Source organism: Phenylobacterium sp. (assembly GCF_036821595.1).
Taxonomy (GTDB): Bacteria; Pseudomonadota; Alphaproteobacteria; order Caulobacterales; family Caulobacteraceae; genus Phenylobacterium.
In genome coordinates this window covers 18,417-37,302 of the sequence record NZ_DAISJG010000015.1, presented here as the reverse complement: position 1 = coordinate 37,302, position 18,886 = coordinate 18,417, and the positions used below count along the sequence as shown (strand labels likewise).

Below are 18,886 nucleotides of genomic sequence, written 5' to 3'. Positions count from 1 at the left end.
GCCTGGGCTAGACCGGCTTCAGCGGCTCGTGCGGGCCGTCGGGCAGCTCGACGGCGATCAGGTCGCCCGCCCTCACCTCGCCGCCCGCCAGCACCACGCCCATGACGCCGGCCTTGCGGACGAGCTCGGTCCCGCGCTTCTCCAGGCAGGCGTGCATCAGGCCGTCCTGCAGCTGGTCGAGCTGGTAGCAGGGGTTGCGCAGGCCGGTGACCTCGACGACGGCCTCCGCGCCGATCCGCAGGATCGCGCCCCTGGGCAGGCCCAGCAGGTCGACGCCCCGGGTAGTGATGTTCTCGCCCATGTAGCCGGGCGTGACCGCGAAGCCCTTGGCCGCCAGCTCGTCGTGCAGCTCCTGGTGCATCAGGTGGACCTGGCGGATGTTCGGCTGGGTGGGGTCGCGCCGCCAGCGGCTGCGGTGCTTCACCGTGGCCCCGCAGTGGGCGTCGCCCTCGACGCCCTGGCCCCGCAGCAGGGTGACGACCTCGCGATTGAGCTTCTTCGGGCCGTGCTTCGGCTTGGTGGAGACGGCGACGACGACGCCGCTCAAGCCAGCCGCTCCGCGTGCCAGGCCAGGTGGTCGGCCATGAAGGTGGCGATGAAGTAGTAGCTGTGGTCGTAGCCGGGCTGCAGGCGGAGCGTCAGCGGAATGCCCGCCCTGCGGCAGGCGGCCTCCAGCAGCTCGGGCTTCAGCTGGTCCTTCAGGAAATTGTCCGCATCCCCCTGGTCGACCAGGACCTCGGGCAGGCGGGCGCCGTCCTCGATCAGGGCGGTGGCGTCGTAGCGCCGCCAGGCCTCGCGGTCGGGGCCGAGGTAGCCGGTCAGGGCCTTCTCGCCCCAGGGGCAGCGCATGGGCGAGGCGATCGGCGCGAAAGCCGAGACGCTTTTCCAGCGGCCGGGCGTCTTCAGCGCCAGCGTCAGGGCGCCGTGTCCGCCCATGGAGTGACCGGTGAGGCCCTGGCGGGCCATGTCGACCGGGAAGTTCGCCGCGACCACCTCCGGCAGCTCGGAGACGATGTAGCTCTCCATGCGGAAGTGCTCGGCCCAGGGCGCCTGGGTCGCATCCACATAGAAGCCGGCGCCCTGGCCGAAGTCGTAGGCCGGGTCGTCGGGAACGCCCTCGCCGCGCGGGCTGGTGTCCGGAGCGACGAACACCAGGCCGAGCTCGGCGCAGGCGCGCTGGAACTGGCCCTTCTCGGTGACATTGGCGTGGGTGCAGGTCAGGCCCGAGAGGTACCAGACGACCGGTCGCGGCCCCTGCCCGGCCTGCGGCGGGACGAAGACGCTGAAGGTCATGTCCGCGCCCGTCTCGCGGCTGCGGTGGCGGTAGACGCCCTGGATCCCGCCGAAGGTCCGGGTCGTGGAGACGGTCTCGAGGCTCAATAGACCACCACGCTGCGGATGCTCTCGCCGGCATGCATCAGGTCGAAGGCCTTGTTGATCTCCTCGAGGCTGAGCTTGTGGGTGATCATCGGGTCGATCTCGATCTTCCCGTCCATGTACCAGTCGACGATCTTCGGGGTGTCGGTGCGGCCTCGCGCGCCGCCGAAGGCCGTGCCCTTCCAGACCCGGCCAGTGACCAGCTGGAACGGCCGGGTGGCGATCTCCTTCCCTGCCTCGGCCACGCCGATGATGATGCTCTCGCCCCAGCCCCTGTGGCAGGCCTCGAGCGCCTGGCGCATGACCGTGGTGTTGCCGGTGGCGTCGAAGGTGTAGTCGGCGCCGCCGTCGGTGAGCGCCACGAGATGGGCCACGAGGTCGCCGTCGACGGTCTTCGGATTGACGAAGTGGGTCATGCCGAACCGGCGGCCCCATTCCTCTCGGGCGGGGTTGAGGTCGACGCCGACGATCTGGCTCGCGCCGACCAGCTTCAGGCCCTGGATGACGTTGAGGCCGATGCCGCCCAGGCCGAAGACGATGCAGCGGGCGCCGGCCTCCACGTCGGCGGTGTTGACCACGGCGCCCACGCCGGTGGTCACGCCGCAGCCCACGTAGCAGGCGCTCTCGAAGGGGGCGTCCTCACGGATCTTCGCCACCGCGATCTCGGGCAGGACCGTGTAGTTCGAGAAGGTCGAGCAGCCCATGTAGTGGTAGATCGTCTGGCCCTTGTACGAGAACCGGCTGGTCCCGTCGGGCATCAGCCCCTTGCCCTGGGTCGCGCGGATCGCCGTGCAGAGGTTGGTCTTGCGCGAGAGGCAGCTTTTGCACTGCCGGCATTCGGGCGTGTAGAGCGGGATCACATGGTCGCCGGGCTTCACGCTGGTGACGCCGGGTCCGACCTCGACCACCACGCCGGCGCCTTCGTGGCCCAGCACAGAGGGGAAGATCCCCTCGGAATCGAAGCCGTCCAGGGTGTAGGCGTCGGTGTGGCAGACGCCGGTGGCCTTGATCTCCACCAGGACCTCGCCGGCCTTCGGGCCTTCCAGGTCGAGCTCGACGATCTCCAGCGGCTTCTTGGCTTCGAAAGCCACGGCGGCGCGGGTCTTCATGGCGGGCCCCTCCCAGATTCCGGATGGGCGACCAATTTCAGAACCGGGGCGCAAAGGGAAGCCCGCCGGGCCCGAAATGACACCGCGGCCGCAACGGCGGCAACGCCGAGCCAAGGTCGGCGTTAGGGGCTTTATGCAACCGGGTCACGAACTCACGTCCGAGGAACGGCAGGTCCTCATGCAGGCGCTGGAGGCGCCTCTGGTCGATCGAGATCCGGTGATCCTCGGCCTGTGCCTTCGGCTCTGCGGCCGCAGGCTGCTGCAGCGGGCCGGGACGACGGCGGTGATGAACGGCTGGCGCGGCTCGCCGCACGCCTTCGTTCTGACCCGCGAGGGCTGGAGCGTGCTGAAGGCCCAGCGCGGCGCCTGGCCGGTTCGCCGGGCGGGCTGACCCCTTCTCCGCGGCGGAGCCAGACCAGCATTTGATGCGGCTTGTCAGATAGTTGCGGGCGCCGATCACGTTTTCGGAACCGGGCGCCCGGCCCGCGGTTGCTTGTGCGGACCGGCCCTTCGGCCGGCCTGCTGACAATCTGAGGGAATTCCGGATGCGACTGAGAACCTTTGGCGCGGCCGTCATGGCGACGGGCGCGATGCTGGGCCTTGCGGGCTGCGGCGGCGGCGACAGGGCGGCCGAGACCCCCGAGAGCACGGCGGCGGCCACGACCGACCCGGCAGTGGCCGGCGGCGCGATGTCGGCGGGCGACGCCGGCATGACGGCCTCGGGTACGACGGGCGCCATGACCACCGATCCCGCGGCCGCCGGCGACACGACGGGCACGGGGATGAACTCCGGCGCCACGGGCGACAGCAGCGGCGGCGCCATGGGGTCAACCACAGGCGCCACCGGCACGGCCGGCGGCACGGGCCCCACCGGTCCGACCGGCTCGACCACCAACCCGTAAGGGCGCGCACATTCGCCGGAACGCGGGCCCGGCTCACCGCCGGGTCCGCGTTTTCGCGTCAGCCGTGCTCGTCGCCGGCCAGCGACAGGGGCGGAGCCACGCTCTCAAGCGGCTTCTTCTCGGCGCGCACGCCGAGGAACAGGGTGACCACGGCCGCGGCCAGCATCAGCCCGCCGCCCAGCAGATAGCCCACCAGGATCTGGCTCCGCTCGCCCGTATCGATCAGGGCCCCGAACACGGCGGGTCCGGCGACGCCGCCCAGGAGGGTGCCGACGGCGTAGAACAGCGAGATGGTCAGCGCCCGGATCTCCAGCGGGAAGAGCTCGCCCACCGTCAGGTAGGCGGCGCTGGCGCCGGCCGAGGCGAAGAAGAAGATCACCGTCCAGGCGACGGTCTGGGTCTCCGCGGTCAACGACCCCTGCGCGAACAGCCAGCCGGTGACGCACAGCAGCAGGCCGGCCAGGCCGTAGGTCCCGGCGATCATCGGCTTGCGCCCGACGCTGTCGAACAGCCTCCCGAGCAGCAGGGGGCCCATGAAGTTGCCGAGCGCGAAGGGCAGCATGAACCAGCCGATGTTCTGCGCCGGGATGGCGTAGAACCGCGTCAGGATCATTGCATAGGTGAAGAAGATGGCGTTGTAGCAGAAGGCCTGGGTCGCCATCAGCACCAGCCCCAGGATGGTCCGCCGCGGATAGGTGCGGAAGAGCGACACGCCGAGCTCGGTCCAGCTGGTGCGGGTGCGGTGGACGAGTCGGATCGTGGGATGCGGCGCGAAGATCGGCGGCATGGCCGTGTGGCGCTCCACCCGGGCCTCGATCTCCCGGACCACGGCCTCCGCCTCCTCGGGCCGGCCGTGGGTCATCAGCCAGCGCGGGCTCTCCGGGATGAAGCGGCGGATCCAGATGACGATCAGCGCCAGCAGTCCGCCGATGATGAAGGCGAGGCGCCAGCCCCAGGCTTGGTCGACCACGTCGGGGTCGAGCACCACGATCGAGCCCATGGCGCCGAGGGCCGCCCCGACCCAGAAGCTGCCGTTGATGGCGAGATCGGTGAAGCCGCGCCGCCGGGCCGGGATCAGCTCCTGAATGGCGGAGTTCACGGCCCCGTACTCGCCGCCGATCCCCGCCCCGGTGATGAAGCGGAAGAGCAGGAACGACCAGAAGTCCCAGGAGAAGCCGGTGGCGATGGTGGCCACGAGGTAGACGGCGACGGTGATGGTGAACAGCCGGCGGCGGCCCCAGCGGTCGGTCAGGCGGCCGAACACCAGGGCGCCGACCACGGCGCCCAGGATGTAGGCGCTGCCGGCCAGGCCGATCTGGCCGGCGGTCAGGTTCAGGCCGTCGGTCCCGGCGATGGCGGGCGACAGCGAGCCCACCAGCGTGACCTCGAGCCCGTCCAGGATCCAGGTGATCCCGAGCGCCGCCACCACCAGCCAGTGGAATCGGCTCCACGGCAGCCGGTCGAGCCGGGCCGGAACATCCGTGGTGAAGACCTCGCGCGCGCCGGGCATCCCCTCCCCGCTTCTAACTGGGCGTCCGGCCACAACGCACGAAGGCCGAGCTTGGGTTCCGCGGGGCGTCGTTGTATGCGCCGCCCATGCCTGCAGACGAGATCCTGGTGGACGCGCGGGGCCACCGCTGCCCGGTGCCCACGCTGCGCCTGCGCCGCGCCCTGGAGGCCGCGCCGTCGGGCGCGCGGGTGCGGCTGCTGGCCGACGACCCCCTGGCCCGCATCGACGTGCCGCACTTCGCCGCCGAGACCGGCGCCGCGCTGGCGGAGCGCGCCGAGGCGGACGGCGTGCTGAGCTTCGTGGTGGTCAAGGCCTAGCCGCCGCGCCCGGCGGCGTGGGAGTCGATGGCGATCTCCACCTCGGTGGCCAGCGCGCCGCCGAAGAAGATGGCGTTCACGTTCCACGACAGCCAGATCAGGAAGATGACGACGGTGGCCACCGAGCCGTAGGTGGCGCCCAGGTGGGCGATCTGCTCGACGTAGATGCCCAGGCCCCAGGAGGCGAAGATGCAGAGCGCCGCCGCGCTCGCCCCGCCCATCAGCGAGGCCCGCCAGGCGACCGGCTGGCGCGACATCGCCCAGCGGTAGATGAAGCTCATGCCGATGGTCATGCCGGCGCTGGCCCAGGTCCACTCGCTGTAGAGCCAGAGCGCGCCGCGCAGGGGCCGCAGATCGAAGGTCTCGCCGAGGATCCGGAAGCCGAAGAACACGACGGACAGGACGCCGAGGCCCACGAAGCTCGCCACCAGGACGGCCAGCGCCAGCAGGTTGAAGCCCACGAAGCCGCGGGGCTCGTCCTCGTCGTGGATGAAGGAGAGGCCGGCCAGCAGGGCCTTGAAGCCGCGGTGGGCGGCGTAGCCCCCGACGACCAGCGCCACGCCGCTCTGGAAGGACACCGCCTCCAGCGGCGCGTGGCTGAGCCGCATCAGCTCGCTGCGGAAGATCAGCCGGGCGGCGTCCGGCATCAGCCGGGCGAGATACTCCCCCTGGCGGGCCGCCTGGGCCGGGTCGGACATCAGGCTGTAGAGCCCCATGCCGATGGCCAGCGCCGGGAAGATGGCCAGCATGATGAAGAAGGAGACGCCGCCGGTGTAGAGCATCACGTCGCGGCCCCAGAGCCGCCTGAGCGCCTTGGCGAGGATCTGCAGGCCGATGCGGAGCCAGTGGGTGGGATCCCATTCGGCCGCCCGCAGGCGGCCAAGTGCGCGCCGGGTCGTCATCCGGCGGGAGGGTGGTGAAGCCGGCAGAGTCTGGCAAGCGCCCAAATGGAAACGGCGCGCCACCTTGTTGAAGGGTGGCGCGCCGCCGATGGGCGTGTCGTTCCATCAGGTCGGCCGCCGCTTCGAGGGACGGGAGAGCGCGACGTCCAACCTGCGTTGAGGTTTAGAGCCCGGCGGCTGAACCCAACCTGAACAGGGGCTTCAGGAAACTCGGGTGTCGGCGATCGCCCCGGCGTCGGCCAGCCGGTCGATGTCGGGACCACTGAAGCCCCAGTCGAGCAGCGCCTCGCGGTCGTGTCTGCCGACGGCGGGCGGCGGGCCCTGGATCGCCCCCGGCGTGGCCGAGAACCGCGGCGCGGGCGCGGGCTGGGTGACGCCGGCGACCTCGACGAAGGTCTGGCGGGCGACGTTGTGCGGGTGCCTGGGCGCCTCGTCGAGGTCGAGCACCGGAGCGAAGCAGACGTCGGTGCCGCCCATGATCGCCGTCCACTCGTCGCGGGTCTTCGTCGCGATGACCGCCGCCAGCTTGTCGTGCAGCTTCGGCCAGGCGGCGCGGTCCATCTGGGCCTGGAAGTCGGGGTCCGAGATGCCGGTCTTCTCCAGCAGCAGGGCGTAGAACTGCGGCTCGATGGAGCCGATCGAGACCCACTTGCCGTCGGCGCACTGGTAGGTGTCGTAGAAGTGGGCGCCGCCGTCGAGCAGGTTGGCGCGGCGCTCCTCCTGCCACATGCCCGAGGCCTTGAAGCCGTAGAACATGGCCATCAGCGAGGCCGCCCCGTCGCTCATGGCGCAGTCCACCACCTGGCCCTTGCCGGTCTCGCGGGCGTGGATCACCCCCGCCAGCAGGCCGAAGGCGAGGTAGAGGGCGCCGCCGCCGAAGTCGCCGACCAGGTTCAGCGGCGGGACCGGCTTGTCCTTGGTCCCGATGGCGTGCAGGGCGCCGGTGATGGCGATGTAGTTCATGTCGTGGCCGGCGGCCTGGGCGTAGGGGCCGGTCTGGCCCCAGCCGGTCATGCGGCCGTAGACGAGCTTCGGGTTGCGGGCGAGCGCCACGTCGGGGCCCAGGCCCAGGCGCTCCATGACCCCCGGCCGGAAGCCCTCCAGGATGGCGTCGGCGCCCTCCATCAGCTTCAGGCAGGCCTCGATGGCCGCGGGGCTCTTCAGGTCCAGCGCCACGGAACGGCGGCCGCGGGCGGTGATGTCGGACGGCGCTCCGCCGCGGCCGCCCTTGCGGTCGATCCGGATGACGTCGGCGCCGAGGTCCGACAGCAGCATGCCGCAGAACGGGCCGGGCCCGATCCCGGCGAACTCGATGACCTTCAGGCCTGACAGCGGTCCCTGGCGCATGTTCCGGTACTCCCTTGTGGGCCTATCCAATCATCCTGCCGCCCGGTCAGCCAAGCGTCAGCCGCCGCCGGGGAGCGACTGGCCGTCGTCCACGGTGACCACGGCGCCGGTCATGGCGCGGGCGGGATCGCCGACCAGCATGAGGAAGGCGGCGTCGAGGTCGGACGCCTGCATGAGACGCCGGCGCGGGAAGCCCCTGAGCTGTTTCTGGCCGCCTTCCGTGGGCCACCAGTCGGCGTTGATGTCGGTCTCGATATAGCCGGGGCAGAGCGCGTTCACCGCGATCCCCCGCCGCGCCCATTCCCGGGCGAGGCTCCTGGTCAGCATGGCCACCGCCGCCTTTGAGCCGCAGTAGGCGGACAGGCCCGGCAGGACGGTGTGGCTGGCGATGGAGGCGATGTTGAGGATCCGCGCCTGGCCCCGCTCACCGGCGCCGGAGGCGATCATCGCGCGCGCGGCGGCCTGGGCGGCGAAGAAGGTCCCGCGCACGTTCACGGCGAAGGTGTTGTCGAAGTCCTCGACCGAGAGCTCCAGGGCCAGCCCCTCGCCGCCGACGCCGGCGTTGTTCACCAGGATGTTCAGCGGGCCGAGCTCGGCCTCGATGCGCCGGAAGGCGGGGGCGATGGCGGCGGCGTCGGCCACGTCGAGCCGCAGGGCGAGCGCGCGCCCGCCCGCCGCGTTCAGCTCGTCGGCCAGCGCCTGCACCTTCTCCTGCCGCCGGGCGGTGAGCGCCACCGCGGCGCCCTCGCGCGCCAGCAGCCGCGCGAAATGCTCGCCCAGGCCGCCGGACGCTCCCGTCACGACCGCCGTCAGCCCCGTCAGCGTTCCCGTCATTCCGTCCCCTTCCCCGCGACTCACCGCCACGCCTGCAACTGAGAGGTGCAAGGCTATTGTTCCTATTCGCCCCGCCGCGATTCCGTGCTTAGCACGGTGGCGGGTCACGTCAGGGAATGGGGGATATGGCGGCAGGCGTCCAGGCGCGGGTCCTCATCGTTGCGCGGGACGATGTGCTGGCCGGGCCGCTCGCGGACGGGCTGGACCGTCTCGGGTGGCGCACGGTGACGGCGCGCGGGCCCTATGCGGCCATCGCCTGCCTGGCGGACCTGCAGATCGAGGCGGTGATCGTCGACCTGAAGCACGGCGGCGAGGAGGCCCTCCTCCTGGCCCAGCGGCTGAAGGCGGCCTGCGCGCCCCGCAAGATGCCGGTGGTGGCCATCGGCGACCCCGATCCGTCGCTCGCCGCCCATGGGTTCGACCTCACCCTCGCGCCGCCCCTGCATCCGGCCCAGGCGGCCATGCGGCTGGAGACCCTGGTGCGCGTGGCGGTCTCCGAGGAGGAGTTCGAGCTCCGCCAGGAGACCTTCGCCGACCGCGGCCGGGCCATGGACCTGCCGGAGCCCGACGCGAGCGCCTTCCGGGTGCTGGCGATCGGCGAGCCGGCCCCGCAGTTCCTGGCGCTGTCCAATGCGCTGAAGCGCAACGGCGCGGACGTCGTCGGCGCCTTCACCGCCTTCACGGCGTTCGACTACCTGCACGAGCGCGCCTTCGACGCCGTGGTCCTGTGGGCGGGCGAGAACCCGCAGGAGGCCATGTCCATCGCCGCGGGCCTGCGCCGCAACACGCGGCTCTTCCACACGCCCTCCCTGCTCTACATGCAGAAGGAGGCGGCGGTGACGATCTCCGAGGCCTACCATCGCGGCATCTCCGACGTGGCCTCGCCCGAGACCCCGGAGAGCGACACCGCCAAGCGCGTGGTCGAGCTGGCCCGCAGCCACCGCCGCGGCGTGGGCGTGCGCCAGGCGCTGGAGCGGGCCCGCAGCTCCGGCCTCATGGACGCCGCCACCGGCCTGTTCACCCGCGACCTGTTCGCCGCCCACCTGGCGCGCCTGGCCCAGGCGTCACGGGTGCGCAACCGGCCGCTCAGCGTCTGCGTGCTCAAGGTGGCCGAGAAGCCCGAGGTGCACGCCGCCCGGGCCGGCGGCTGGCTGGACCGCGCGGTGCCGCAGATCGGCTCGATGATCGGCCGGCTGGTGCGGGTGGAGGACACCGCCGCGCGCCTGGCCCCCGAGGTCTTCGCCTTGGCCCTGCCCGCCACGCCGCACGCCGCCGCCAAGGCGGCCGGCGAGCGGATCAGCGCGGTGATCGGCTGCACCGCCTTCGAGGCCGGCGACGGCAAGCCGCCGTTCGTGGTCGACTTCGACATCGGGGTCGCCGAGGTCGGCGCGCCCGAGACGGTGGCCCGCGCCCTGGAGGAGGCCGCGTCCCGGGCCCAAGGCCTGAAGGCCAGCTGATGCCGGGCGGCGCCTTCGCCCTGCCCGTCTGGGTCTGGCTCGTCGCGCTCCTGGTGATCCTGCTGGTCGTGGTCCTGAGCGCCCGGCCGCGGCCGCTGCGGGTGCAGCGTCTGTGGATCGGTCCGGGCCTGTTCCTCGGCGCGGCGACGGCCGTCATCGCCCAGCAGGGCCCGCCCCGGCCGCTGGCCGCGCTGGCGTACGGCGGCGCCCTGGCCGTGGGGGCGGTGTTCGGCTGGTGGACCGGGCGGCACACGGAGATCCGCCGCGATTCGGACGGCGGCCGGCTGACCAGCCAGATCTCACCCTTCGGCCTGATGGTGGTCCTGGCGCTGGTGGCGCTGCGCCTCGGCCTGCGCGATACGCTCAGCGCCAACGCGGGCGTGCTGCGCCTGACGACGGCGGAAATCGCCGACGCCTTCCTGCTGATGGCGGTGGGCCTGGTCTGCGCCCACGGCGCGGAGCTGTGGCTGCGCGCCTCGCGGCTGCTACGGGGGCCAGGCGCGCCCGCCGCCTAGCTCGCCGCGGCCCTTGCTCGGGATCGCCAGAAGGCGGACGACGGAGCGGTTCAGGCCGCCAGCTTGGCCAGTTCCGTCAGCACCTTCTCGGCGGCGTTCAGGCGCTGCTCCGGCGTCTCCCACTCGCCCTTGACCACGATCTTGTGGTCGGGACGCAGCTTCCAGGCGACCTGGTTCTTGGCCACGAACTGGACGAGGGCGGCCGGGTTTTTCGGCTCGTCGCCCCGGAAGGTGACGACCGCGCCCTTCGGACCCACGTCGATCTTGGCGACATTGGCCTCGCGGCAGAGCCCCTTGATCGCCACGACCTTGAGCAGTTGGCCGGCCTCCGGCGGCAGGGGGCCGAAGCGGTCGATGAGCTCGGCGGCGAGCGCCTCGCGGTCCTGCGCCTTCTCGGCGTCCGACAGCCGGCGGTAGAGCGACAGGCGCACGTTGAGGTCGGGGACGTAGTCCTCGGGCAGGAGGACGGCCGCGCCGGTGTTGATCTGCGGCGACCAGCCCCGGTCGTGCTCCAGGCCCTCGGCGCCGGCCAGGGTCTTCAGCTCGTTGACCGCGTCCTCCAGCATCTGCTGGTAGAGCTCGACCCCGATTTCGCGGATGTGGCCCGACTGCTCCTCGCCCAGCAGGTTGCCGCCGCCCCGGATGTCGAGGTCGTGGCTGGCGAGCTGGAAGCCCGCGCCCAGGCTGTCGAGCGACTGCAGCACCTTCAACCGCTTCTCGGCCGAGAGCGTGATCTGCTTCTGCGCCGGCGTGGTGAGATAGGCGTAGGCGCGGCTCTTGGCGCGTCCGACCCGGCCGCGCAGCTGGTAGAGCTGGGCCAGGCCGAACATGTCGGCCCGGTGGATGACCAGGGTATTGGCGGTGGGGATGTCGAGGCCGCTCTCCACGATGGTGGTCGACAGCAGCACGTCGTACTGGCCGTCGTAGAAGGCGCTCATCACCTCCTCGAGCTGGGTCGGGGCCATCTGGCCGTGGCCGACCACGAACTTCACCTCCGGCACCTGCTCGCGCAGGAACCGCTCCAGCTCGGGAAGGTCGTTGACCCGCGGGGCGACATAGTAGGCCTGGCCGCCGCGGTACTTCTCGCGCAGCAGGGCCTCGCGGATGACCACGGGGTCCCAGGGGGTGATGTAGGTCCGCACCGCCAGCCGGTCGACCGGCGGGGTGGCGATGATCGACATCTCGCGGATGCCGGAGAGCGACATCTGCAGGGTCCGCGGGATCGGGGTGGCGGTCAGCGTCAGCATGTGCACGTCGGCGCGAAGCTCCTTGAGCTTCTCCTTGTGCTTGACCCCGAAGTGCTGCTCCTCGTCGACGATCACCAGGCCGAGGTTCCGGAAGCCCACCTGCTTGCCGAGGATGGCGTGGGTGCCGATGACGATCTCCACCTCGCCGTTCTTCAGCGCCTCGCGGGTCTCGGCGGCCTCCTTGGCGGTGACCAGGCGCGAGAGCCGGCGGATGCGCACCGGCCAGCCCTCGAACCGCTCGGTGAAGGTCTTGTAGTGCTGGCGGGCGAGCAGGGTCGTGGGGGCCACGACCGCCACCTGCTGGCCGCTCATGGCGACCACGAAGGCGGCGCGCAGCGCCACCTCTGTCTTGCCGAAGCCCACGTCGCCGCAGATCAGCCGGTCCATGGGCTTGCCCGCGGAAAGGTCCTCCAGGACGTCGCCGATGGCGGCCAGCTGGTCGTCCGTCTCCTCGTAGGGGAAGCGGGCGCAGAACTCGTCGAACACCCCGTGCGGCGGCTCCACCGCGTCGGTCTGCTTGGTGGCCCGCTCGGCGGCGATGCGGATGAGGCCCTCGGCCATCTCCCGCAGCCGCTCCTTGGCGCGCGCGCGCCTCGCCTGCCAGGCCGCCCCGCCCAGGCGGTCGAGCTGCACGCCCTCGCTGTCGGCGCCGTAGCGGGTGAGCAGGTCGATGTTCTCGACCGGCAGGTAGAGCTTGGCCTCGCCGCCGTACTGCAGCTCGAGGGTGTCGTGCGGCGCGCCCTGGACGTCGAGGGTCTTCAGGCCCTCATAGCGGCCGATGCCGTGGTCGATGTGCACCACGAGGTCGCCGGGGGTCAGCGAGGAGGCCTCGGCGAGGAAGTTGGACGCGCGCCGGCGGCGCTTCGGCCGGGCCAGGCGGTCGCCCAGGATGTCGGTCTCGGAGATGACCGCCAGGTTGTCGGTCTCGAAGCCGGCGTCGAGCGGCAGGACCACCCGCTGCGGGACCTTCGGGTTGGCGGCGCGGGCGGCGTCCCAGTAGGCCGCGAACGGCACGTTCTTCAGGCCGTGGTCGGCCAGCATGTGCCCCAGCCGGTCGGAGGAGCCCTCGGACCAGGAGGCGAACAGCACCCGCTTGCCGGCTTCGGAGAGCCTCTTGGCGTGGTCGGCGGTGGCCTCGAAGAGGTTCACCGAATCCATTTTCCGCTCGGCGGCGAAGCTGCGCCCAGCCCGGGCCCCCATGTCGATGGCGACCTCGCCCTCGGCCTCGTTGAAGGCGGAGAACCGGCGGTTGGGTCGCCTGGCGAGCTCGGCCTGCCACTCCTCGGCGTCGAGGTAGAGGCGGGTGGGCTCCAGCGGATGGTACTGGACCCTGCGCTCGGTGGCCGCGCGGGACTCGTAGGCGTCCTCGATCAGCGCGAACCGCTCCTCCCGCGCCTCCCGGGCGAGGTGGTCGAGCGCCACCAGGGCGTCCTTCGGCAGATAGTCGAAGAGGGTCGCCATCTCCGGATAGAAGAGCGGCACGTAGTGCTCCATGCCGGCCCGGCGGCCGCCCTCGGAGACGGCGGCGTAGAGCGGGTCGTCGCCGGGCGCGCCGAAGGTCTCCAGGTAGCCGGTGCGGAAGCGGCTGATGGCGTCGGCGTCCAGCAGGGCCTCGTTGACCGGCAGGAGGCTGACCTCCTTGAGCTGCTTCGTGGACCGCTGGGTCTCCGGATCGAAGGCGCGGATGCTCTCCAGGGTGTCGCCGAACAGGTCCAGGCGCACCGGCTCCTCGGCCGACGGCGGGAAGACGTCGATGACCCCGCCGCGGATGGCGAACTCGCCGCGCTCCGAGACGGTGGAGGCCCGCTGGTAGCCGTTGACGGCGAAATAGGCCTCCAGGTCGGCGATCTCGACGGTGTTGCCGGTGCGGGCCGAATAGCTCGCCCGCTTGACGACCTTCTGCGGCGGTACGCGCTGGATCAGGGCCGGCACCGAGGTGACCAGCAGGACCTTGGCCTTGCCGTCGACGCCCTCCACGAGCCGCGAGAGCGTGGTCATCCGCTGGGCCGAGACGCCGGCCGAGGGGCCTACCCGGTCGTAGGGCAGGCAATCCCAGCTCGGGAAGACGAGGATTTCCACGTCCGGGGCGAAGAAGCGGAAGGCGTCGGCGAAGGCCGAGAGCCGGGCGCCGTCGCGGGCGACGAAGACCGACAGGCCCTTACGGGCCTTGACCACGTCGGCCATGACCATGGCGTCGAAGCCCTCGGGGGCGCCGACGAGGTCCAGGCGGCCGGGATCGTCGGCCACGCGGCGGAGCTGGGCCGGCGCCACGGGCCGCGCGTCGTCAGCCGCCATGATCGTCTCCGCGAACCTGATGAACTTCGAACCGGAATGCCTTGATCCGGTTCATGATTTCCACGTCGAACTCCGGCGGTGTCGGCAGGGTTCCGATGATCCAGGCGTAGAGGTCCTGGTCCGGCTGCTCCAGCAGGGTCTCGAACCAGTCCAGCTCGGCCGGGCTGAAATCCTGGACATGGCGGTCCGCGAACGGCCCCAGGATGAGGTCCGCTTCCCTGAAGCCGCGCCGCCAGGCCCGGAACCTCAGCTTCTTCAGCCGTGCTTCGTCGATGCTCATGAGGAGGTCGCGGATATAGAGCGCGCGTGACGCCGGCGCCAGTCGGCTATGTTCGAAGGATGCGGCCGGAGATTCTGTTCCCGCTTTTTGCGCCGATCACCTCCCTGAAGGGGGTGGGCCCGCGCGTGGCGCCCCTGCTGGAGCGGCTCGCGGGACCGATCGTTCGCGACGTGCTGTTCCTGAAGCCGCACTCCCTCGTCATCCGCACCCCCGCCGACGTGGCCGCGGCGGTGGACGGCCAGGTGATGACCTTCGAGGTGACGATCGACGCCTACGAGCGGCCGCGCAGCAGCGCCCAGCCCTGGCGGGTGCGGGTCTCCGATCCCACCGGCTTCCTGACCCTGGTGTTCTTCGGCCGCTTCGCCGACCAGCTCGAGCAGCGCCATCCGGTGGGGGCGAAGCGGATCATCTCCGGCAAGGTCGAGGACCAGAAGTTCGGCCGCCAGATGGTCCATCCCGACTACATGGTCGAGCCCGGCAAGGCCGGCGACATCCCGGAGTTGGAGCCGATCTATCCGGCCACCGAGGGGCTGCCCGCCCGCCGGGTGCGGGTGTTCGCCCAGGAGGCGCTGGAGCGCGCCCCCGAGTTGCCCGAATGGCAGGACCCCGCCTGGCTGGCCCGCGAACAGCTGCCGCCCTGGCGCGAGGCGATCGCGCGGCTGCACGGACCCGAGAGCGAAGCCGACCTCTCCCCCCTCTCCCGCCACTATCGCCGCCTGGCCTATGACGAGCTGCTGGCCCAGCAACTGGCCATGGCCAAGCGGCGGGCCGAGCGGCGGCGGGAGCCGGCGGTGCGGGTCCCGCCCAGCGAGACGGCCGAGCAGATCCGCGGCGACCTGCCCTTCGCCTTCACCGGCGCCCAGACCCGGGCCCTGGCCGAGATCCGCGCGGACCTGGCCGGCGGCGAGCGGATGAGCCGGCTGATCCAGGGCGACGTGGGCTCGGGCAAGACGGTGGTGGCCATGTGCGCCATGGCCGACGTGGCGTCCGCGGGCGGACAGACGGCGCTGATGGCGCCCACGGAAATCCTGGCGCGCCAGCATTTCGAGACCATCCAGGGTCCCCTCACCGACCATGGCGTGGGCGTGATCCTGCTGACCGGGCGCGACAAGGGCGCGGCGCGGGCCGAGAAGCTCCGGGCGCTGGCCGGCGGCGTCGTGCAGGTGGCGGTGGGCACCCACGCCCTCTTCCAGGACGACGTCGCCTTCCATCGCCTGCAGCTGGCGGTGATCGATGAGCAGCACCGGTTCGGGGTGGCCGAGCGCCAGCGGCTGCAGGCCAAGGGCCAGGCGGTGCACCTGCTGGCCATGTCGGCGACGCCGATCCCGCGAACCCTGGAGCTGACGGTCTACGGCGACCTCGACGTCTCCCGCATCGACGAGAAGCCGCCGGGCCGCACGCCGGTGGCCACCCGCGCCATGCCGATGACCCGGATCGCGGAGGTGGAGACCCGGCTGCACGAGGTGGTGCAGGCCGGGGCCCAGGCCTTCTGGATCTGCCCCCTGGTCTCCGAGAGCGAGCTGGTGGACCTGAAGGCCGCCGAGACCCGCGCCGCCGAGCTGCGCGAGCGGATCGGCCCCAGCGTCGGCCTGATCCACGGCAAGATGCCGGCCGCCGCCAAGGACGCGGTGATGGCCGAGTTCGCCGACGGCAAGCTCTCGGTTCTGGTCGCCACGACCGTGGTCGAGGTGGGGGTCAACGTGCCCAACGCCACCATCATGGTCATCGAGCAGGCGGAGCGCTTCGGCCTGGCCCAGCTCCACCAGCTCCGCGGCCGGGTGGGCCGCGGCAGCCGCGAGAGCGCCTGCGTGCTGCTCTACGACCCGCCGCTGTCGGAGACCGCCCAGAAGCGGCTCGACATCCTGCGGCGCACCGACGACGGCTTCCTGATCGCCGAGACGGACCTCGAACTGCGCGGCGGCGGCGACGCGCTGGGCCTGCGCCAGTCGGGCTTCCCGGACTACGTCTTCGCCGACCCGATCGCCCATCGGGACCTGATCGCCGCGGCCGGCGACGACGCGCGGCTGATCATCGGCCGCGATCCGGAGCTCACGAGCCCGCGCGGCAAGGCGCTGCGCGTGCTGGAGGAGCTGTTCGACTGGAAGGCCGGGATGGCGCTGAAGTCGGCCGGCTAGGCGACCTTCACCATCCGCTTCCCGCGGTTTTCCCCGTGGAGCAGGCCGACGAGCGCCTGGGGAAGCGTCTCCAGCCCCTCCAGCACGTCCTCCTGCACCTTCAGCTTGCCCTCGGCGACCCACTGCTGGAGGTCCTTCAGGGCCTGGTCGCGCTGGGCGTCGAAGTCGGAGACGATGAAGCCGCGCAGCGTCAGACGCTTGGTGACGATCAGGCCGGGCACGCCGCGCGGCCCGTGCTGCGGCGGGACCCCGTCGTACTGCGAGACCGCCCCGCAGCAGGCGATCCGCCCGTGGGTGTTCATGGCGAAGAGGCAGGCCTCGAAGATGTCGCCGCCGACGTTGTCGAAGTAGACGTCGATGCCGTTGGGCAGGACCTCCTTGAACTGCTGGCGGAGGTTCCCGGCCTTGTAGTCGACGGCCGCGTCGAACCCGAGTTCGTCGGTGAGCCAGCGGCCCTTCGCCTCGCCACCGGCGATGCCGACCACGCGGCAGCCCTTGAGCTTGGCGATCTGGCCGACGATCGAGCCAACCGAGCCGGCGGCGGCGGAGACCACGACGGTCTCGCCCGGCTTGGGCTGGCCGCACTCCAGCAGGCCAAAATAGGCGGTGAGCCCGGCCACGCCGTAGACGCTGAGCAGGTGGGTCATGGGTTCCAGCGCCGGCAGCTTCGCCAGGCGCTTCGCCGGGAGGACGGCGTACTCCTGCCAGCCGGTGTCGGCGAAGACGAGGTCGCCGGGCTTCAGGTCGGAGCCCGGGGCCTCCACCACCTCGGCCAGCGCCCCGCCGGCCATCACCTGGCCCGCGCTGAGGGCGGAGCGGTAGGTCGCCCCCTGCATCCAGGCGCGGTTGGCCGCGTCCAGGGAGACGTAGCGGATCTTCAGCAGGGCCTCGCCCTCGCCGGGGGCCGGCCGATCGGCCTCCGTGACGCGGAAATGCTCGGGCGACAGCGGGCCCTGCGGGAGCTGGTCGAGCACGATCTGACGATTGGCCGGCATGGTCACGCCTCCTGGAAATGGAGGCGCGACCATGAGGCCTCAGGCGCGAGGCGCCAAGGCTCAGCGGCCGCCGTGGCGGTCCAGCCAGCCCTGCAGCTCGCCGATCTCCTTGCGCTGCATCTCGATGGTCTTCTGGGCCATCCGCTTCAGCTCGGCGTCGTCCCCGTGCTTCATCAGCACCTCGGACATGGCGATGCCGCCCTTGTGGTGCTCGATCATCATCTTGGCGAAGGCGCGGTCGGGGTCGCGGTCGGAGGCCTTCATCATCGCCTGATTCATGTCGTGCATGGCGCGCATGTTGTCCTGGCCGGCGGGGCCGCCGTGCATGGACATGTCGCCCTTCATCATCATGCCGTGCTCGCCGTGCTTCATCTGGCCCTGGCCCTGCTTCATGGGGGCCTGGGCGTGCTGGCCGTGCTGGTGCTGGGCAGCGCCCTGGGCGACGGCGGCCCCGCCGAGGGTGAGGGCCGCGACGGCGGCCAGGCCGGCGAAGGTGGTGGTCTTCATGGGTGTCTCCCGGTTGTGACGGGAGAACGTCCGCGCCTCGGCGGCGGGTCCCTAGCGGTCGGCGAAGGTGGCGACCCGGCCCTTCGCGTCCGCCTCGAGGTCCGCATAGAAGAGGTTGTAGCCGGGGACCTTGCGCCGGTCGGCCCAGGAACCGGTGCGCTTCAGCGCCGCCGAGCGCGGCGCAGATACCCGCAGCACCCCGCCCTCGCAGCGTGCGGAGACCTGGCGGGCCATGAAGGCCGGCCTCGCCCCCCACTCCAGGTCGGTGGCGTTGGCCGCGCCGCGGTGCAGCCGGGCCGGCGCGGGCTCATCCGTGGTGGCGCTGAGGATCGGGTTGAAGCAGAGCGCCGGCCGCGCCCCGAGGTTCTCCAGGTCGCCCTGGGGCGTCCAGACCAGGGCCCGGTCGAGCAGCACCTGGGCGCGCTCGAACTCGGCGCTGTTCACGCTGGCCCAGGCGGCGAGGCAGCCGGCCTGGCCGGGGCCCATGCAGGGCGTCAACGGGGGCGCATCGGCCGGGACCACGGTCTCGATCAGGTAGGCGGCGACGAGGCGGCCGCGCAGCGCCGGGTCCAGGGCGATCTCCTCGGCCAGCAGGCGCGCGGCCAGTGTGCCGCCCTGCTCCACGCCGACGATGATGAACGGCCGGCCGCGGCCGTAGCGCGCGAGGTAGGTACGGAAGGCCTGGGCCACGTCGCCGTAGGCGAAACGGCGGGCCTCGCGGGCGTCCTCGCGCAGCGTGAGCAGGCTGTAGAGGCTGGCCTGGCGGTAGCGGGGCGCGAAGATCCGGCCCACCCGCACGAAGGGGCCGGCGTAGTTCGGCGCCATGGTGCGGCGGAACAGCCGGTCGGCCCGGCCGTCGTCGATCGGCGCGTTCCAGTGGTCGCCGCCGTCGTAGGTGGTGGGCGAGACGAAGAAGACGTCCACCGCCGGGTCTCCCGGGGCCACGCCGTCGGGCGTGGTCGGCATCAGCGCCCAGGCCGTGCGGCTCGCATAGTCGGGCGCCGGCGGCGGCTCGTAGGTCTGGAACGGCACCTTGGGGTCGAGCGCCGTCCGCCGGAGGTCGCCCCAGAACACCCCGGTGGCGACGCCCAGCAGGAGAGTCACGCCCACCACGAAGACGGCCAGCCACCGGGTGCGGCGCGGCAGCGGCGCCATCG

18 protein-coding genes are annotated in these 18,886 nt (G+C 71.8%); 6 read left to right on the top strand and 12 right to left on the bottom strand.

What is annotated here, in order from left to right; genetic code table 11:
• Nucleotides 1–7: 7 nt before the first annotated feature.
• From V7Z97_RS09760 to V7Z97_RS09750, 3 genes are read right to left on the bottom strand one after another with little or no spacing between them, the layout of a single operon-like run.
• Nucleotides 8–547, bottom strand: coding sequence for an MOSC domain-containing protein (locus V7Z97_RS09760; protein ID WP_334163113.1), 540 nt, complete (start codon nt 545–547; stop codon nt 8–10).
• The gene (gene fghA, locus V7Z97_RS09755; RefSeq protein ID WP_334163112.1) at nt 544–1,380 is read right to left on the bottom strand and encodes an S-formylglutathione hydrolase; all 837 of its coding nucleotides are present in this window, start codon (nt 1,378–1,380) and stop codon (nt 544–546) included. Before fghA ends, V7Z97_RS09760 begins: the two co-directional genes overlap by 4 nt.
• Entirely contained in the window at nt 1,377–2,486 is a 1,110-nt protein-coding gene (locus tag V7Z97_RS09750) for an S-(hydroxymethyl)glutathione dehydrogenase/class III alcohol dehydrogenase (RefSeq protein ID WP_334163110.1), read from the bottom strand. The genes fghA and V7Z97_RS09750 overlap by 4 nt, the downstream gene beginning before the upstream one ends.
• Before the next feature lie 133 nt (nt 2,487–2,619).
• Between V7Z97_RS09750 and V7Z97_RS09745 the strand changes: the two genes are divergently transcribed.
• Together V7Z97_RS09745 and V7Z97_RS09740 are read left to right on the top strand one after the other, a co-directional pair.
• Nucleotides 2,620–2,877: a hypothetical protein gene (locus V7Z97_RS09745; RefSeq protein ID WP_325460462.1), complete on the top strand. Its 258-nt coding sequence runs from the start codon at nt 2,620–2,622 to the stop codon at nt 2,875–2,877.
• Nucleotides 2,878–3,031: 154 nt separating this feature from the next.
• Nucleotides 3,032–3,388, top strand: a complete 357-nt coding sequence (locus V7Z97_RS09740) for a hypothetical protein (protein ID WP_334163109.1) — start codon at nt 3,032–3,034, stop codon at nt 3,386–3,388.
• 58 nt (nt 3,389–3,446) lie between these two features.
• On the opposite strand, the gene V7Z97_RS09735 is transcribed toward V7Z97_RS09740, so the two are convergent.
• Nucleotides 3,447–4,898, bottom strand: coding sequence for an MFS transporter (locus V7Z97_RS09735; protein WP_334163108.1), 1,452 nt, complete (start codon nt 4,896–4,898; stop codon nt 3,447–3,449).
• A gap of 86 nt (nt 4,899–4,984) precedes the next feature.
• On the opposite strand from V7Z97_RS09735, the gene V7Z97_RS09730 reads away from it, so the two are divergent.
• Nucleotides 4,985–5,215 carry a sulfurtransferase TusA family protein gene (locus V7Z97_RS09730; RefSeq protein WP_334163107.1) on the top strand — a complete coding sequence of 77 codons (231 nt, stop codon included), beginning with the start codon at nt 4,985–4,987 and terminating at the stop codon, nt 5,213–5,215.
• Here the strand turns inward: V7Z97_RS09730 and V7Z97_RS09725 are convergent.
• The 3 genes from V7Z97_RS09725 to V7Z97_RS09715 all read right to left on the bottom strand — a co-directional run bounded on the left by V7Z97_RS09725 (nt 5,212) and on the right by V7Z97_RS09715 (nt 8,298).
• A complete protein-coding gene (locus tag V7Z97_RS09725; RefSeq protein ID WP_334163106.1) occupies nt 5,212–6,117 on the bottom strand; it encodes a YihY/virulence factor BrkB family protein in 906 nt (301 codons plus the stop codon). The two genes, V7Z97_RS09730 and V7Z97_RS09725, sit on opposite strands and share 4 nt — an antisense overlap.
• 201 nt (nt 6,118–6,318) lie before the next feature.
• Nucleotides 6,319–7,464 carry a CaiB/BaiF CoA transferase family protein gene (locus tag V7Z97_RS09720; RefSeq protein WP_334163105.1) on the bottom strand — a complete coding sequence of 382 codons (1,146 nt, stop codon included), beginning with the start codon at nt 7,462–7,464 and terminating at the stop codon, nt 6,319–6,321.
• Between the two features lie 57 nt (nt 7,465–7,521).
• Entirely contained in the window at nt 7,522–8,298 is a 777-nt protein-coding gene (locus V7Z97_RS09715) for an SDR family NAD(P)-dependent oxidoreductase (RefSeq protein WP_334163103.1), read from the bottom strand.
• 125 nt (nt 8,299–8,423) lie between these two features.
• On the opposite strand from V7Z97_RS09715, the gene V7Z97_RS09710 reads away from it, so the two are divergent.
• Nucleotides 8,424–9,755, top strand: a complete 1,332-nt coding sequence (locus tag V7Z97_RS09710; RefSeq protein ID WP_334163101.1) for a diguanylate cyclase domain-containing protein — start codon at nt 8,424–8,426, stop codon at nt 9,753–9,755.
• Nucleotides 9,755–10,270, top strand: coding sequence for a CcdC protein domain-containing protein (locus tag V7Z97_RS09705; protein WP_334163099.1), 516 nt, complete (start codon nt 9,755–9,757; stop codon nt 10,268–10,270). Before V7Z97_RS09710 ends, V7Z97_RS09705 begins: the two co-directional genes overlap by 1 nt.
• A gap of 50 nt (nt 10,271–10,320) precedes the next feature.
• On the opposite strand, the gene mfd is transcribed toward V7Z97_RS09705, so the two are convergent.
• Both mfd and V7Z97_RS09695 read right to left on the bottom strand, forming a co-directional pair.
• Nucleotides 10,321–13,812, bottom strand: a complete 3,492-nt coding sequence (gene mfd / locus V7Z97_RS09700; RefSeq protein WP_334163098.1) for a transcription-repair coupling factor — start codon at nt 13,810–13,812, stop codon at nt 10,321–10,323.
• Nucleotides 13,802–14,092, bottom strand: coding sequence for an FAD assembly factor SdhE (locus tag V7Z97_RS09695; RefSeq protein ID WP_334163096.1), 291 nt, complete (start codon nt 14,090–14,092; stop codon nt 13,802–13,804). The genes mfd and V7Z97_RS09695 overlap by 11 nt, the downstream gene beginning before the upstream one ends.
• Nucleotides 14,093–14,151: 59 nt before the next feature.
• Between V7Z97_RS09695 and recG the strand changes: the two genes are divergently transcribed.
• On the top strand, nt 14,152–16,227 hold the full coding sequence (recG, locus tag V7Z97_RS09690) for an ATP-dependent DNA helicase RecG (RefSeq protein ID WP_334163095.1): 2,076 nt from the start codon (nt 14,152–14,154) through the stop codon (nt 16,225–16,227).
• Here the strand turns inward: recG and V7Z97_RS09685 are convergent.
• Genes V7Z97_RS09685 through V7Z97_RS09675 form a run of 3 tightly spaced genes read right to left on the bottom strand, consistent with a single transcriptional unit; the run spans nt 16,224 to nt 18,884 of the window.
• Nucleotides 16,224–17,222 (bottom strand): NADP-dependent oxidoreductase, encoded by a 999-nt coding sequence (locus V7Z97_RS09685; RefSeq protein ID WP_334163093.1) that lies wholly within the window; start codon nt 17,220–17,222, stop codon nt 16,224–16,226. The genes recG and V7Z97_RS09685 overlap by 4 nt on opposite strands.
• A 60-nt stretch (nt 17,223–17,282) precedes the next feature.
• A complete protein-coding gene (locus tag V7Z97_RS09680) occupies nt 17,283–17,729 on the bottom strand; it encodes a DUF305 domain-containing protein (protein WP_334163091.1) in 447 nt (148 codons plus the stop codon).
• A gap of 51 nt (nt 17,730–17,780) precedes the next feature.
• Nucleotides 17,781–18,884 (bottom strand): DUF3089 domain-containing protein, encoded by a 1,104-nt coding sequence (locus V7Z97_RS09675; protein WP_334163090.1) that lies wholly within the window; start codon nt 18,882–18,884, stop codon nt 17,781–17,783.
• Between the last annotated feature and the right edge of the window lie 2 nt (nt 18,885–18,886).

Bases quoted from the DNA above. Each gene is read 5' to 3' on its own strand.
- V7Z97_RS09750 (WP_334163110.1), bottom strand. From the start codon at position 2,486: ATGAAGACCCGCGCCGCCGTGGCTTTCGAAGCCAAGAAGCCGCTGGAG.
- V7Z97_RS09745 (WP_325460462.1), top strand. From the start codon at position 2,620: ATGCAACCGGGTCACGAACTCACGTCCGAGGAACGGCAGGTCCTCATG.
- V7Z97_RS09740 (WP_334163109.1), top strand. From the start codon at position 3,032: ATGCGACTGAGAACCTTTGGCGCGGCCGTCATGGCGACGGGCGCGATG.
- V7Z97_RS09735 (WP_334163108.1), bottom strand. From the start codon at position 4,898: ATGCCCGGCGCGCGCGAGGTCTTCACCACGGATGTTCCGGCCCGGCTC.
- V7Z97_RS09730 (WP_334163107.1), top strand. From the start codon at position 4,985: ATGCCTGCAGACGAGATCCTGGTGGACGCGCGGGGCCACCGCTGCCCG.
- V7Z97_RS09725 (WP_334163106.1), bottom strand. From the start codon at position 6,117: ATGACGACCCGGCGCGCACTTGGCCGCCTGCGGGCGGCCGAATGGGAT.
- V7Z97_RS09720 (WP_334163105.1), bottom strand. From the start codon at position 7,464: ATGCGCCAGGGACCGCTGTCAGGCCTGAAGGTCATCGAGTTCGCCGGG.
- V7Z97_RS09715 (WP_334163103.1), bottom strand. From the start codon at position 8,298: ATGACGGGAACGCTGACGGGGCTGACGGCGGTCGTGACGGGAGCGTCC.
- V7Z97_RS09710 (WP_334163101.1), top strand. From the start codon at position 8,424: ATGGCGGCAGGCGTCCAGGCGCGGGTCCTCATCGTTGCGCGGGACGAT.
- V7Z97_RS09705 (WP_334163099.1), top strand. From the start codon at position 9,755: ATGCCGGGCGGCGCCTTCGCCCTGCCCGTCTGGGTCTGGCTCGTCGCG.
- mfd (WP_334163098.1), bottom strand. From the start codon at position 13,812: ATGGCGGCTGACGACGCGCGGCCCGTGGCGCCGGCCCAGCTCCGCCGC.
- V7Z97_RS09695 (WP_334163096.1), bottom strand. From the start codon at position 14,092: ATGAGCATCGACGAAGCACGGCTGAAGAAGCTGAGGTTCCGGGCCTGG.
- recG (WP_334163095.1), top strand. From the start codon at position 14,152: ATGCGGCCGGAGATTCTGTTCCCGCTTTTTGCGCCGATCACCTCCCTG.
- V7Z97_RS09685 (WP_334163093.1), bottom strand. From the start codon at position 17,222: ATGCCGGCCAATCGTCAGATCGTGCTCGACCAGCTCCCGCAGGGCCCG.
- V7Z97_RS09680 (WP_334163091.1), bottom strand. From the start codon at position 17,729: ATGAAGACCACCACCTTCGCCGGCCTGGCCGCCGTCGCGGCCCTCACC.
- V7Z97_RS09675 (WP_334163090.1), bottom strand. From the start codon at position 18,884: ATGGCGCCGCTGCCGCGCCGCACCCGGTGGCTGGCCGTCTTCGTGGTG.